The organism is Levilactobacillus koreensis JCM 16448 (assembly GCF_001435525.1).
Taxonomy (GTDB): Bacteria; Bacillota; Bacilli; order Lactobacillales; family Lactobacillaceae; genus Levilactobacillus; species Levilactobacillus koreensis.
The window spans coordinates 1-14,695 of the sequence record NZ_AZDP01000023.1; the positions used below are offsets into that span (position 1 = coordinate 1).

The following is a 14,695-nucleotide window of genomic DNA, read 5'->3' on the forward strand; positions in this document are numbered from 1 at the left end:
GCCGGAGTGCGGCAATTTCACACTATCTTAATGGTGCGAATCCTTGCCAATACTGGTGCGAGACAGGTATTTCATCTTTCAACCTTTAGGAAATAACGAATAGTGGTGGTCAGTGTTACTGGCAACCGGAGTGCGATAAATTTACATTAATCTAGTTTTAGAAAAATCAAAAGAGACCGTTTAGCCGCCGTCAGTGGCAGTTAAGCATGGAGGGAAAGAACCAATGACTGAAGTAATTGAATATCCCGGTCAGGACTACGACGTTATCGTCGTGGGTGCCGGCCATGCTGGTAGCGAAGCCGCATTAGCTGCCGCCCGGATGGGAAATAAAACCTTATTAATGACGATCAACTTGGACATGGTGGCCTTTATGCCATGTAATCCATCCGTCGGTGGCCCCGCAAAGGGTATCGTCGTTCGTGAAATCGATGCGTTGGGTGGCGAGATGGGCCGCAACATCGACAAGACCTACGTGCAGATGCGGATGCTGAACACCGGTAAGGGACCGGCCGTCCGCGCCTTACGTGCTCAGGCCGACAAGCACGCCTACCATGCCGAAATGAAGCACACCATCGAACGCGAACCTAACTTGACTCTGCGTCAGGGAATCGTGGACGATTTGATCGTGGAAGACGGCGCCTGCAAGGGGGTCATCACCAACACGGGTGCGCGTTACAGCGCCAAGGCTGTCGTTATCGCGGCAGGGACCGCTGCTCGGGGCAAAATCATCATCGGGGAACTGATGTATTCGTCTGGTCCGAACAACTCCCAACCCGCTAACAAATTGACGGCCAACCTGCCAAAATACGGGTTTGACCTCGAACGGTTCAAGACCGGGACGCCACCACGGGTCGACGGCAACACGATTCACTACGATGAGACCAAGGAGCAGCCTGGGGACAAGGAGCCGAACCACTTTAGCTTTACGACGCCAGACAATGCCTACATCGACATCAAGAATCAACTGTCTTGCTGGTTGACGTACACTAACCAAAAGACCCATGAGATCATCAAGGCCAACCTCGACCGCGCCCCAATGTTTACGGGTGTTATCGAAGGGGTCGGTCCCCGTTACTGCCCATCCATTGAAGATAAGATCGTGCGGTTCGCTGACAAGCCACGGCACCAACTCTTCTTGGAACCAGAAGGCCGTAACACTGATGAATGGTACGTCCAAGGCCTTTCAACCTCGATGCCAGAAGAAGTTCAGCAGAAGATTCTACACTCCATCAAGGGGCTAGAAGACGCGCAAATGATGCGGCCGGGTTACGCCATCGAATACGATGTTGTTTCCCCCTACCAATTGCGGCCAACTTTGGAAACAAAGCCGTTGAAGAACCTGTTTACGGCGGGCCAAACGAACGGGACTTCTGGTTACGAAGAAGCCGCTGGTCAGGGACTGTTAGCTGGGATCAACGCCGGGTTACGGGCACTGGGCAAGCCAGGGTTTACGTTGAAGCGTTCCGATGCCTACATTGGGGTCATGGTCGACGACTTGGTGACCAAGGGTACCAAGGAACCTTACCGTTTACTGACGAGTCGAGCAGAATACCGTTTGATTTTGCGGCATGATAACGCCGACCTACGTTTGACGGCGAAGGGTCATGACTTAGGTCTGATCAGCGACGAGCGCTACGCCGATTTCTTGGCGAAGAAGGCTGCTTTGAAGGCCGAAATCGACCGGTTGAACAGCATTCGCATCAAGCCCAACGACGCGATCAACACCTTCATTGAGAGTCATGGTGATAAGCCCCTTCAAGATGGGGTGTTAGCCGCAGTCTTCTTACGGCGGCCATACGTCGATTACCAAACGTTGTTGCAGTTCATCCCGGCTCCAGAACAGTCGGTGGACCGGCACATCGTTGAGGAGATCGAGATCTCATTGAAGTACGCTGGGTACATCAAGAAGGCCGAAGACAACGTGGCCAAGCTGAAGCGCATGGAGGCCAAGGCCATCCCCGCTAAGATCGATTACGATGCCATTGACGGTCTCGCAACCGAAGCTCACCAAAAATTAAAGAAGATCCAACCCGAAACGTTAGCACAGGCTAGTCGGATCAGCGGGGTCAATCCCGCCGACATTGCCATTTTGAGTGTCTACATCGAACAAGGAAAGATTGCCAAAGTAAAGTAAGCTTGGCGGTCAAAAAGAGAGTGGGTCGAAAGGCGTTAAGTGGAGTTGCCTGCCTTCTGTCACACGTTTCCGCAATATAAATTTGGAAACACAAAAAGGTCTGGGATTTTGTCCCAGACCTTTTTTGTTTGCAAATAATTAAGTATTAATAACAAAGAAGATGCTAATTATTATTTAATTAATAATTAGTATACATAAACTTTACACATTCTTTGCATGAATGACACGGAGCGTTGGTAAAGTTGAAAGCTGTAGTGAGATAATTATCAACTCTAACCACTTGGGTGCTGAAGGGTTTCGGGCGTGGCGAAAATCAGTGGTTTTTTACATAAAGAAGGTCACCGAACGGATGAGGCTGAATATCTAGCCAGCTAGGTGGAGCGACGGTAAACTCATGCTATGTTCCGCTGGCTTGAGGGGAGGAAATGGATGCTGACGGGATTAAAGATTGTGGGACTGGTGCTGACGGTATTCTTTTACGGCTGGCATTGGAGCCTGACGCGGCAACTACCGCCGCAGATCAGTGTGACGCGTCACCGCTGGCGATATTTAGCCCACAGCTTTCTGATTCTGAGCTTACTGTACGTTGGCTTAGGTTCGTGGCAAGTCGCTTGGTTAGACGAAAGGGTCTTAGGGTTACTAGGAATCGTGAACACCGTCGTGCTGGTAGCTCGAATGCTATGGCAACGGCAACATCCATTTCCGGCGACCGACCGTTTGTTACGGCAGATCCAAGTAAGGTTATTGACGCTGAGCCAGTTATCATTGCTGTGTGTCTTACTAGCAACTCTTGAGACATTAGTAACTGAAAATTAGGAGGATTAACATGACGAATACGCAGACACATGGTTGGTGGTTCAACCAGCTTTTCACGAATTGGAAAAAATTTGAGGTCATCTATGTTTCGCTCTTATTAATTTTACAGGTCGCAGTTTATGCGGTCGTTCCGGATAGTTTAATTGGGATGATCTCCGGGGTCATGGGGGTCTTGTGCCTGATCTACGGGATGAAGGGCCGGAAGATCTCCTTCATCTTTGGTCTGGTACAATGCCTGGCGATGACGTACATTGCATGGATCAGCCATGCTTACGGGTCATTTGCGATGGATATTATCTACGTCATCTCGCAACCAATTGGCTGGGTGATGTGGGGGCGCGATGAGGCGACCCATTCCTTCGCTAAGCAGACGCGTAATATGATCTTTGTGGGCGCGTTTGTGGCCTGGATCATTGGCTGGGTCGTCCTAGCGATGCTACATGGTCAGCTGCCCTACTTTGATTCCATCAATTTCGTAGTCAGTCTGATTGCACAACTGCTCTATATTCTGAAATTCAAGGAAAACTGGTCACTGTGGATCGTCGTTAACATTGCCAACGTCATTTATTGGGGGACGTTGACCGTGCAGACGCTGATGGGTGTGACCAAGATTGGGTCCCTGGGAGCGAACCTGTCTCAGGTGGCACTGCAAGCGGCATTACTGTTTAACGCCGTTTATGCAACGAAGGTTTGGGCTAGCGGTGAAGCCGATAACGAAGGTGGCGCCGGGACCAACCAACAGATAAAATAGAACGCGTCAAAGAACTCGCCCGTTAACGTCATTTTCAACGCTAACGGGCGAGTTTTGTGACCATAAAAGGAGATTTAGTGATGAAGCATTACTCACCAGAAATAGCGCAGGCTGACCTAATGGAGCTCTTGACGGCGGTTCACCAACTAAAGGAAACCATCGTGATTACACCAACGGACGCGGATGATATACACGCGGCGGTATTGGTGCCAAAGAGCGAGTGGGAAGCCTTACGAGAATTGGCCTTCCTGCAGCAGTCCCCGCTACCAACACCCGCCAGTAAACCCGTTACGGAGATGGAGTGGGGCTAAGCGACTATGCTAGAATGAGCCGGGCCACGGTCACAAAATCGGTAGCTTCAAACGTGGGTCGATAGGCAACCGAACTAGAAGTGTGTTGAGGATTGTACCAGATACTCGGAAGCCGAACGTTGTTGGCGCCCAGAATATCTGACTGCAAGCGATCACCCACCATCAGGGTATTGGCGGCGGTCAGATCGGGGTGTTGTGCAAAAATCGGTGCAAAGAAGCGGGGGTCGGGCTTGTTGAAGCCGATGTCTTGGGAGATATAGACGGCATCAAAGTAAGCGTCGATACCGGAACCGGCCAGGCGACTGAGCTGCGTGTGTTTGGTCCCATTCGTGCCGACTAAGAGATGTACACCGGCGGATTTGAGGTGGGCCAGCAGGTCACGGGCCCCGGGGAGCGTATAGAAATTGTGGTTGAGCATATCGTTGTATTCGGTCTCCAGGGCTGTGCCGTCGACCGTGATTCCCAAGGCGTTAAAGGTCAGTGCAAATCGCTCGTTGAGGAGGGGTTGGCGCGGGGCCCCTTGTTCGATGCGCTGCCAGATGTCACGGTTGAGCTGAACGTAGATATCAAAGCCACGCTGGACGTCGGGCGCACCGTATTTCTTAAGAATCGCGGTGATGCCCTCCGTTTCACCGCGTGTAAAGTCGAGTATGGTATCGTCTAAGTCGAAAATTGCGTATTTTTTCACGGGAGCCCATCCTTTGTCGATGAATTTTCCTTAGTTTAGCGCAAATTGATTGGAATTTCAGCAAAAAAAGCGAGCGTGGGACGAGGCGGTTATTCAGTGAGTATTAATGGCGATAGTCGAGTAGTTCCGGCTTGGATTGGTTGTCTATTATCGGGGTTAGGCGGAGTTGACTGCTTTTTGTCGCACGTTTTGACTATGTACGTTTGGAGCACACAAAGGGCCTGGGACAAAAGTCCCAGGCCCTCGCTTGATAGTTTGATTATTGTTAAGTAACGGATTAAGGGTGACTCCCGATAATGAAGGCCCGGGCAATGGAAAGAATCAGATAAGTGATTTGAATCGTCAGGTCGATCTTATTGAGGGGATTTGTGTCGGTGGTGCTTTCAAAAACATTGAAATGGAGCATCGCCGTGATTAACGAACTAAAGCAGAGAAAGGCAACAATGACGGGCTGCTGAATAAACAACATGGCAAAGAGTAACACCAACGTCAATAGACTTACGCCGATCTTGGCGGGGGTTACTGGGTAACGGTCTTGAGTCATCCTAAACACCTCGTTTCGTTCGAAATATGAGAATATGAGATTTTAATTACAACTATCATACCAGATATTACGAGCGAACGGGGAATTAATTGCCCAGAAAGTGAGTTATGCTCCCTTAACCACGGCAACAACTTTACCTAAAACGACACCGATCAGTGCGGGAACGACCCAGCTGAAGCCAAGACTGGCTAAAGGCAGCTGGCCGTTTAGGGCTAAGATCCCTTGAATCCACCCAGCCTGCTGTAACGCTAATGGCAGTGCCGCAACGCCAGAGAAGATGGCGGGGATGATGGTGAAGAGAATGCTGAGGCCCCATAACCAGCGACTGGTTCCCAATAATGGTGACAGGACGGCGAGGATGATCAGGACAATGGCTAGTGGGTAGAGGAACATCAATATTGGTGTGGAGTAGGTGATCATTTTTGTGAGGCCAACGTTAGCAATCAAGCAGGGCACGACACTGGCGAAGATGGTCAGTGTTGTGTAGGACAATTTAGGAAACATCTCGTGTAACGTGTCGCCAAACGCGGAGATTAAACCAATCGATGTTTTTAAACACGCGATGATCACAATCAGGGCAAGCAGAGCGTTCCCAAAGGCGCCAAAGTAGTAATTGGCGATCTGTGCGAGCGTAATGCCGCCATTTTCAGCGAGATTAAATTGACCCAAACTCATCGTGCCCATCAAGGCAAGTAAGGTGTAGATCAGGCCCATCAGGAGGACGCTGATGGTGCCGGCCTTGATGATGTCCTTGGCGATTTGACCGGGATCGGTGACGCCGAGTGCCCGAATGCTGTCGATCACCACAATGCCAAAAGCTAATGAGGCCAAGGCGTCTAGCGTGTTGTAGCCTTCGGTAAAGCCACGGAGCAAGGGACTGCTGGCATAGGCGCCGTGAGCGGTCGTAGCAAAGCCCCCCATCGGCTTGATGAAGGCAGCAAGCATTAGGAGTCCCAATAGAATCAGAAATAACGGGGTCAGCCATTTACCGATATAGGTCATCAGCTTGCCGGGATTCCGAGCTAGCCACCATGAGACGGCAAAGAAAAGTACGGAAAAGAGGGCGAGCGTCAAGGCCTGGTGAGACTGTGGGACAAAGGGCGCGAGGCCAATCTGAAATGACGTTGTGGCCAGTCGAGGCACGGCAAAGAAGGGGCCCACGGTCAGATACAGGAGAATCGTAAAGACGTAAGCGAACGGTCGGTTGACCTTATTGGCGAGGTCAAAGACCCCCTCGCTGCGGGTCAGACCGATACCAGCGACTCCTAGTAGGGGCAATCCAATCCCCGTCAGCAGCAGACCGATGATGGCTGCACCGACGTGGTGACCGGCTTGTTGGCCTAAGAAGACGGGAAAGATCAGGTTACCGGCGCCAAAGAAGAGGCCAAAGAGCATCATGCCGATAAACAGCATTTCTCGCCAGTTTAATCGAGTTTTCAATATAATCGCAACTTTCTATAGAGAAGGTATGGCATTTAGCCATCGGTAATCATAACAAAAAACGCCGTCCGAGGGAACGGACGACGCTAGAAAGTTTTTGATTCAGTTGGTGACTGACGTTATTTGTCAGCGACCGTGAACCGGGTTTGGTGATGTTGAGGGTTTTCAATCTCATCGAGGATGGTGACCGCCATGGTGCCAGCAGAGGTACCAGATTCCTTTTGCGCGTTGAATAACAAGTTGTCAACGCCTAACAGTGCGGGCACGGCATCCCCGGGGTGGAAGTTCGCTGCGGGAGACACGCCGACCCAGTTGACGTTGTCGACGTCGCGTAAGAAGTTGAGTTCCTTGAGCTGACTTTGGGGAATGTTAATGAAGCCGGCTGCGTTGGGATCCTTGGCAATGTCGTTGACGAATAAATGCTTATCTTCGCCGGTCTGTAAACTACCGGCACCGAGGATGAAGACGAGACGGGGATGATCGGTGCCCCGTAAAAGACTGACTAGTTTGGTAGCGAGATCGATGTGCAAGTAAGCCTCATCTGGCGCTGTTGCGAAGGCGTCAACGATTACGTCGGCGTCGGCAAGGTCCGCAGCGGTCAAGGCAAAGGCATCTTGCACCTGCGTGGTTAAGTTAAAGTCTTCGGGCAGGGCCGTCAACTTTTCGGCTGAACGGGCCAGGGCGGTCACCTGATGTCCGCGGTGTAAAGCCTCTTCTACAACAGCTGAACCGGCCATACCGGTGGCGCCAATAACAGTAATTTTCATAAATTCTCGTCCTCCTTTTGTTTGGGACCATTATAGTTGATTTAGTGGTGGGCACCAACTATTTTGGCGGCTGGGTGACTTGTGGTACAGTTAGAGCAATATCGTGAGGGGGTCGCTAAAGATGAAGGATGTCGTACAAGGAAATTGGGTTCACTTAACGGAAATGCGGGACGGGGATGCCGAATGGCTACAGGATACGCAGTGGGAGCCCGGTTTGTTGCGGAACTTATCGGCGGATGCCTTCCATCCTTGGACGGCAACGGAGTATAGTGAGTTGGCCGCCGAACCGGACAGTAACGAGCATTTCTTCTTCATGGTGCGCGCCAATGCTGATGATGGGTTGCTGGGCTGGGTCATGCTCGACGATGTGTACTTCAAGAATCGCCGGGCAACGTTGGGCATTGCGTTGCCGGTGGCGAGTGACCGGGGCCAGGGCTATGGCGAGGATACACTGAACACGATCCTGTCATTTGCCTTTAACGAGTTGGGATTACATAAGGTGACGTTAGAGGTCAATGCCAATAATGAAGCCGCCATCCATGCCTATGAGGCGGTTGGCTTCGTTCGCGAGGGCGTGAATCGGGAGGCCGTTTTTCAGGACGGTCGATGGCTCGACCTGTACGCGTACGGTGTGTTGGCCAGTGAATGGGCAACTGTTTCACGTGGAACAAACTAACCTAAAAAACGACTGACGCCGCTACTAAAAACAGTAGTGAGTCAGTCGTTTTGTTTCACATGAAACTTTTTTAAATGGGCCACGGGGAGTCGACCGAAACGTGACCGTTAAGCTCGATCTGTTCGGCACGCCGTTGTTTCCGCTGCGCACTCCGCTTTTCGTAACCGGAAACGATGTAACGTTGTTCGTCGGTCATCGGTTTGACGGGCGGCAGGGGCGTCGTTGAGCGACGGTCCTCAATAACGTAGGTGATGAAGCAGGTGTAGCCCACGAAGCGTTCGCCGGTGGTCAGATTTTCACCAATAATTTTTACAAAGACTTCCAGTGAGCGGGTGCCGGTCCCAGAAACGTAGGCTTCAAGGAACATGGAGTCGTCCAGGTGGAAGGGTTGGAGAAAGCTCACGTGGTCAAATGAGGCAGTGACGACCGTCTTGTGGGTCAGCCGCACGGCAGCAACGGAAGCGCTGTCATCTACGAGTGAGAGAATTTTGCCGCCAAAGACGGATTCGTGCTCATTTAGATCGGGTTGAAAGACGCGGTGACTGGTCACGATTAATGTGGCGTTACAGGATACGGGTGCTTGATTTACCAAAAGATTCACCTCATGAATTTAGATTCGTTTCTTCCATTCTAACAGACCGGACCGGAGTTACCACCAATTTTGCGGGGGAAAGGACCGTCAGATTACGAGACTATTAATTTTTAGCAATGTCGCGTCGCCGGAATAGAGAAATGGCGCCACTCTTTGTTATACTGTGGCTAATCAATCAAGGAGGGGTGGTAGCATGAATTTTCATGGCGAACCGTTAGACTTAATGCCGACGCTGGATGCGGCGCAAACTTATCCGCTACTCGAGTGTACGCTGAGTTTAACGCACCCCATCGACGTCGTGCAGTTGCAGGCGGCTGTCCGCACAACGCAGACCGTCGTTCCCCAGATTTTTAGCCGCTACAATTTCCGGTGGAATCGATTCGAGGAGGACACCACGACTGGGGCCCACGTTGTTGAAGAATATACCGTGAGTCATGACCCCGGGCGGGCACAACTCGATGTGCTCGTAGGCCCCCAATTGAAGATCCAGGTCATTCACATGGACGACTACGATCAGTTACGACTGTCGATGAGTCGCCTGTTGACGGACGGTGAGGGCTTTAAACACTATCTCTATCTTCTGGCCGCGGCTTATGCGGGTCAGAATTTAACTAATTTTACGAATGAACGTAGCGTCCGAAAGATCTTGGCTCACTTGCGAACCCAAAAGAGTGCGCCAACTAGCCAGTCGTTACGCTCCAGCGAGGCGATGCCCCAATTTAATGGCGGCATTCACCATCATCGGGGCGAGGCCATCATTCCCCAAGTTGAAAGTCGACGGTTGCGTCAGAAGGCCAGGGAGCAGGGCGTGACCATGAATGCCGTCTTGTTGGCGGCTTACGCGTGTGCGCTCTTTACGTTGACTGGTGAGCGGCAACTCGTGATTCCCTATCAGGTCGACCTGCGGCTGCACGGCCCGGTTGCTGCGACCAACATCGTTCAGGTCGCCAATCTGACCAGTGAAATGCCGATCCCGATTACCGTGCAGGAGGGCGAAAAGTTCCAAGAGGTGGTCAAACGCACGCAAACGACAATCAGTCAGCTGCGGGAGTCGATGGCTTACCTACCGCCATTGGTCGAGCTCAGCAGGATGAGCCGTGCCTTGCCACCGGAGTTGGTGCGGCGGCTAGTGCGTAAGCGCCATACTAGCGCGGCGATTTCCTTTGCTAATTTTGGGCACATCGATCATACGCGACTGGACTTCAAGGGCATTGCGGTCACCCAGATCTACTTTGCGGGTGCGTACCGGCCGATGCCCAACTTTCAGCTGACCGTCAGTATTTACCATGACACGTGGACGCTGGCATTTCGCATGATGGGCTCCGAGCCGGATTATCAGTTGGGTATTAAAATTTTACGAAACGTCGCCACGCAACTCACGCAATGGGCGCGGCAGGCGTAAACAGAAGTAGGGCCTGAGACGAAAATCTCAGGCCCTACTTACGTTTCGAACGCGGGTGACAAAAGGCAGTCAACATCACTTGTCGCCAGTAGACAAACAAGTCAAGACCAAGATGATTGGTCTATCGCCGTTAATGTTCACTGGCTAACCGCCCTTTGGCGTACGTGCTTTTCAGTTATGATTTAATATGATGGCCTTGGTACTTGACCAAGCCGAATGCGCCCAGACTGCAGACCAGCAGCATCACGCTCATAGCGGCGTAAGAGCTACCGCTGACCCCAACTAGGGGAGAAACGATTCCCCCGCAGGCATCCTGCGACAGGCCAATGACGGCCGAGGCACTCCCGGCGTTGTGGGTGGCCTGATCCATGATGATCGTCACGGTCAGCGTCAACAGCGCCCCGATGAGGATCACCAGAATCAAGACCAGTCCGGCGACCAGCCAGACGTTAGCGGGAAATAGCAGCGAAATCAGCAGGATACCGCTAGCCGTGGTGGCCGCGAGCAAGAGGCCGGTGACCTGTTGGCGATTGGAGAAGTGTCCCGCCAGTCGCCCGGGTAAATTGCTGCCGACCACGATGCCCAGGCCGTTAAAGGCGTACAGCAGGCTAAACGTCTGGGGTGCCATGCCGAAGCCCGTTTGGAAGACGAAGGTCGACGCCGAAATGTAACTGAATAGGGCCCCGTAAACTAGCCCAGTCGCTAAGATCAGTGGCCAGAAGCTGGGTTGGACCGTCAGCTTGCCCATGGCAACTAACGAGGCATTGAAGCCCCCCGTTTGCCGTTGATCGACCGGTAGGGACTCGTGTAAGCCCACGGCGACCGCGATGGCGATGACGATCCCGATGATGGCCAACAGGATAAAAATGGCCTGCCAGTCGACATAACGGATCATGAAGCCCCCAATAATCGGTGCGATGATCGGGAAGACCCCGTTGACCGTGTTGAGTAACGCGTAGAAGTGGGTCAGTCGCTCACCGGAGAAGAGGTCGCGGGCCACGGCGCGGGCCAGGACCTGACCGGTTGCCCCCGCTAGCCCCTGTATAAACCGTAAGATGATCAATAGGGCGACGGAGTGGATAAAGGCCATGGCCAAGGAAACGAGGCCAAAGAGGATAAACCCAATAATTAAAGGTTTCCGGCGGCCATATTGGTCAGAGAGCGGACCGGCAATCAGTTGCCCCAATGCTAGGCCAATCAGACAAGCCGTAATGCTTAGTTGCATGAGCGAGGCCGTCGTGGCGAATTGGGTTTTCATTTGGGGGAGTGCGGGTAGGTACAGGTCGATAGCGAGCGGCCCCGTTGCACTCACCGTCCCCAAGAGCAGCGTCAGCCAGGCCAGCCGACGCTTGGTGAGAGTAGGATTCATAAGTTAGCCCCTTTCTAGAGTCATATGTTATGTCGTGCGTGTGGTTGGTCCATCGCCTTACCAGCCAGCAGATATGGGCTGGTAAACGGTGCGGCCATTTTACGTCGATTTAGTCATCGTGTAGAGGTATTTCTCCATTATTGCCGCAAACCGGCGAATTTGCAAGCCGGGATTCGCGCCGTTTCGGCGGTGAGTTTGTCAAAATAGTTTCAGTACCATTAAATTCTAGGAAATCGTGGGACTTTGGGCCGGTAAATGGTAAGATTGTAAGCGACCCCAAGCAGAAAGTGTTTTCCGCCGTCCGCTCGGGGTGTATGATTAGTGTAAATCATTTTATCTCTGAAAAATAAGGAGTCTCGCTCATTATGAAAGTACTAAAGGAAGTCATGAGTTGGGTCATCCCCATCGTCATTGGGTTGGCCATTGCTTTTGCCATCAAGGCCTTCGTCTTCACCCGCGTACGGGTCGACGGACCTTCGATGGAACCGAACCTGCAAAATGACGAAAAGGTCGTTGCGTTCAAGCAGTCCAAGGTCAAACACCTTAGCGTCATTGTGTTTGATGCCCACGGCGAAGATCCTGCGGCGAAGACCAACACCAACTATGTTAAGCGGGTCATCGGGTTGCCGGGTGATAAGGTTGCTAGTAAGAACGGTTATATCTATGTGAACAATAAGAAGATCAAGCAGAGCTTCATTAGCCAGAGCGAACGGACATCTGGGACCGGTAACTGGACGTTAGCTAGCCTGGAAAAGAGCAACGGCTGGGGCAATGGTAAGGTTACTGTTGTGCCAAAGGGCAAATACTTCGTGTTGGGTGACCACCGAAGTGTGTCCAACGACAGCCGTTACTGGGGCTTTGTCGACAAGGATAAGATCGTCGGCGTGGTGAAGGTGCCATTCTGGACTTCATCGAAGACCCGTCGAGCAAACATCAATGATATGGCTTATTAAGCGTAAATAACGTGAAGGCAGTTCAGCGGTCGCTGACTGCCTTTTTTGTCGGCGTTGCGTGGGTAGTGGGCACCTTGACTTTTTGGAAAAAATAGTATATGCTTGCGCACGTAAATTTAGGAAGGAGGCGGCTTATGGTCACCAGTAGTAATGATCCAGATATTCTGAAATGGCTCTCCATTGCGAACCGTTATACGCGCATTGCTCTCGACCGGCGTCTCCAACCATACCGGCTCAATGCCAGCATGTACTATTACATTTTACGGATTCATGAACGGCCGCGGCTGACTCAGGATAAGTTAATTAACTTAACCTATCTCAACCCGAGCAACGTGACGCGGGCAATTAATCAGTTGGTCAATTTAGGCTACGTCCGCAAGCGCCAATCCAAGGCCGACAAGCGAGTCTATGAGTTGTCCTTGACCAAGCGGGGCGAGGAACTTTATCCAGAAATTGTGAAATTGCGGCAGGAAGTTGCGGATAATCTGTTGGCGGACGTGCCGGCGGAACAGCACGACGAGTTGGTGGCGTTAGTTCGACAACTCGCATTACGGGCCGTAGAAAATGAAACACCAAAATTAAATTGATTTCCAGAACGTGACGAGAGTGGGGAAAAAAAGCGGTTAACTGGCGAGCGTTGATGCTCGCTAGTTAACCGCCTTTAGTCGCCTGCTTAAAATAAATTGCCATTCCGCTTCAAAAGCGCTAGAATGAATTCAACTTTAATTATGAGATTTTCATGAGTCTTCTCATGAAAATCCAGGAGAGAGGAGTCATTTTATGCCAGAAACTAAGACTGAACATGAATTAACCGCTGCTGAGACTGCGGATTTACGTGCTGATTTACAAAAGCAACCCGCCCACGACGTTGTCGCCCGGGCCGTGATTAAAAACGGAGTCCTCAACGCTGCTGAAGACCCACAAGCTACGGTTCGTTTGAACCGAACCTTCTCCGTTGAACTCGATACGGGTAAGGTCTCCAACCAGAAACATTCTGGCCGGTGCTGGCTCTTCTCCACGTTAAACGTTGTGCGGCACCAATTTGCAGCAAAATACAACGTGAAGGACTTCGAATTGTCTCAGAGTTATTTGTTCTTCTGGGATAAGGTTGAACGCGCCAATATTTTCTACGACCGCGTTTTAGCGACGGCGACGAAGCCGTTAGATGACCGGGAAGTCTCCGCCTATTTGAGTTATCCCAATGGCGACGGTGGGCAATGGGCCATGGGGGCTGCGCTGATTCAAAAGTACGGGGTCGTTCCAGTGAGTGCGATGCCAGAATCCTTTAACACCAACGACACGACTGGCTTCGGTGCGGCGTTGAACCTGAAGTTACGCAAGGATGCTTTAGCCCTCCGGCAATTGGTCGCGGATGGCGCTAGTGATGCCGATATTGCGGCCGAACGCACGGCGGACATGAAGGAAGTTTACCGGATGGCGGCCTACTCATTTGGCGAGCCGCCAACCACGTTTGACTTGGAATACAAGGATGATGATAAGGGGTACCATTTGGACGCTGGTCTGACACCGAAGGGCTTCTTTGACAAGTACTTTGATGTCGACCTCGACGATTACGTCGTGTTGAGTAATTCACCCGAAAAGCCATTTGACAAGTTATACAGTTTGCCAAGTCAGGACAATATTGTTGGTGGTAAGCACATTACCTTCCTGAATGAACCAATGGCTGTGCTGAAAGAAGCTGCTATTGCGCAGTTACAGGCCGGCGATGCCGTTTGGTTTGGCAATGACGTCTTGCAACAGATGAGTCGCGAACGGGGCTTCCTCGATAGCAACCTGTTCAAGACCGCTGACTTGTTTGGTGTCGATCTGAGCTTGACGAAGGCCCAACGCCTGGCAACCGGTGAAGCCGAGGTTTCTCATGCCATGACACTGACCGGGGTCGACTTGGTCAAAGGTGATCCGACTCGTTGGAAGGTTGAAAACAGTTGGGGCGAAAAGAATGGTGAGAAGGGCTACTTTGTGATGACTGACGACTGGATGAATGATTTCGTCTACGAAGTCGTGGTTCGCAAGGAGTTCCTGACAGCGGACCAACAAGCACTGTTGGACACGACGCCACAAGCATTACCAGCTTGGGATTCATTAGCTTAATTGAAATTAAAAAGGAGAGTGGGATAAAAGGCGGTTAGCCAATGAGCATTAACGTCGGACGAATAATCATGGGCTTGGATTGGTTGTTTATCGGGGTTAAGCGGAATTGACTGCCTTTTGGCGCACGTTTCCGCTATATA

At 51.6% G+C, this 14,695-nt stretch carries 15 protein-coding genes; 9 read left to right on the forward strand and 6 right to left on the reverse strand.

What is annotated here, in order from left to right:
- The first annotated feature begins 223 nt into the window (after positions 1-223).
- From mnmG to FC99_RS01400, 4 genes are all read left to right on the forward strand, one after another.
- Positions 224-2,134: a tRNA uridine-5-carboxymethylaminomethyl(34) synthesis enzyme MnmG gene (gene mnmG / locus FC99_RS01385; protein WP_048733723.1), complete on the forward strand. Its 1,911-nt coding sequence runs from the start codon at positions 224-226 to the stop codon at positions 2,132-2,134.
- A gap of 429 nt (positions 2,135-2,563) precedes the next feature.
- Positions 2,564-2,950, forward strand: coding sequence for a hypothetical protein (locus tag FC99_RS01390; protein ID WP_048733725.1), 387 nt, complete (start codon positions 2,564-2,566; stop codon positions 2,948-2,950).
- Positions 2,951-2,960: 10 nt separating this feature from the next.
- Positions 2,961-3,701: a nicotinamide riboside transporter PnuC gene (gene pnuC, locus FC99_RS01395; protein ID WP_048733728.1), complete on the forward strand. Its 741-nt coding sequence runs from the start codon at positions 2,961-2,963 to the stop codon at positions 3,699-3,701.
- A gap of 80 nt (positions 3,702-3,781) precedes the next feature.
- Entirely contained in the window at positions 3,782-4,012 is a 231-nt protein-coding gene (locus FC99_RS01400) for a type II toxin-antitoxin system Phd/YefM family antitoxin (RefSeq protein WP_048733730.1), read from the forward strand.
- Between the two features lie 4 nt (positions 4,013-4,016).
- On the opposite strand, the gene FC99_RS01405 is transcribed toward FC99_RS01400, so the two are convergent.
- The 4 genes from FC99_RS01405 to FC99_RS01420 all read right to left on the reverse strand — a co-directional run bounded on the left by FC99_RS01405 (position 4,017) and on the right by FC99_RS01420 (position 7,451).
- A complete protein-coding gene (locus FC99_RS01405) occupies positions 4,017-4,700 on the reverse strand; it encodes a YjjG family noncanonical pyrimidine nucleotidase (RefSeq protein ID WP_048733733.1) in 684 nt (227 codons plus the stop codon).
- A gap of 277 nt (positions 4,701-4,977) precedes the next feature.
- Complete coding sequence (locus FC99_RS01410; RefSeq protein WP_048733735.1) at positions 4,978-5,244, reverse strand: hypothetical protein; 267 nt, start codon at positions 5,242-5,244, stop codon at positions 4,978-4,980.
- 105 nt (positions 5,245-5,349) lie between these two features.
- On the reverse strand, positions 5,350-6,657 hold the full coding sequence (gene brnQ, locus FC99_RS01415; protein ID WP_420324064.1) for a branched-chain amino acid transport system II carrier protein: 1,308 nt from the start codon (positions 6,655-6,657) through the stop codon (positions 5,350-5,352).
- A gap of 146 nt (positions 6,658-6,803) precedes the next feature.
- Entirely contained in the window at positions 6,804-7,451 is a 648-nt protein-coding gene (locus FC99_RS01420) for an NAD(P)-dependent oxidoreductase (RefSeq protein ID WP_048733740.1), read from the reverse strand.
- A 121-nt stretch (positions 7,452-7,572) separates the two neighbouring features.
- Here FC99_RS01420 and FC99_RS01425 point away from each other — a divergent pair, with 121 nt between their 5' ends.
- A complete protein-coding gene (locus FC99_RS01425; RefSeq protein WP_048733742.1) occupies positions 7,573-8,127 on the forward strand; it encodes a GNAT family N-acetyltransferase in 555 nt (184 codons plus the stop codon).
- A 70-nt stretch (positions 8,128-8,197) separates the two neighbouring features.
- On the opposite strand, the gene FC99_RS01430 is transcribed toward FC99_RS01425, so the two are convergent.
- The gene (locus tag FC99_RS01430) at positions 8,198-8,719 is read right to left on the reverse strand and encodes an acyl-CoA thioesterase (protein WP_048733744.1); all 522 of its coding nucleotides are present in this window, start codon (positions 8,717-8,719) and stop codon (positions 8,198-8,200) included.
- 193 nt (positions 8,720-8,912) lie between these two features.
- Here FC99_RS01430 and FC99_RS01435 point away from each other — a divergent pair, with 193 nt between their 5' ends.
- Positions 8,913-10,121, forward strand: a complete 1,209-nt coding sequence (locus FC99_RS01435) for a condensation domain-containing protein (protein ID WP_048733747.1) — start codon at positions 8,913-8,915, stop codon at positions 10,119-10,121.
- A 175-nt stretch (positions 10,122-10,296) separates the two neighbouring features.
- On the opposite strand, the gene FC99_RS01440 is transcribed toward FC99_RS01435, so the two are convergent.
- Complete coding sequence (locus tag FC99_RS01440) at positions 10,297-11,490, reverse strand: multidrug effflux MFS transporter (protein WP_048733750.1); 1,194 nt, start codon at positions 11,488-11,490, stop codon at positions 10,297-10,299.
- A 365-nt stretch (positions 11,491-11,855) separates the two neighbouring features.
- Here FC99_RS01440 and lepB point away from each other — a divergent pair, with 365 nt between their 5' ends.
- The 3 genes from lepB to FC99_RS01455 all read left to right on the forward strand — a co-directional run bounded on the left by lepB (position 11,856) and on the right by FC99_RS01455 (position 14,555).
- Positions 11,856-12,443 carry a signal peptidase I gene (gene lepB, locus FC99_RS01445; RefSeq protein WP_048733753.1) on the forward strand — a complete coding sequence of 196 codons (588 nt, stop codon included), beginning with the start codon at positions 11,856-11,858 and terminating at the stop codon, positions 12,441-12,443.
- 134 nt (positions 12,444-12,577) lie between these two features.
- Complete coding sequence (locus FC99_RS01450) at positions 12,578-13,030, forward strand: MarR family winged helix-turn-helix transcriptional regulator (protein WP_048733755.1); 453 nt, start codon at positions 12,578-12,580, stop codon at positions 13,028-13,030.
- A 193-nt stretch (positions 13,031-13,223) separates the two neighbouring features.
- Entirely contained in the window at positions 13,224-14,555 is a 1,332-nt protein-coding gene (locus tag FC99_RS01455; RefSeq protein WP_048733758.1) for a C1 family peptidase, read from the forward strand.
- The last annotated feature ends 140 nt before the right edge of the window (positions 14,556-14,695 follow it).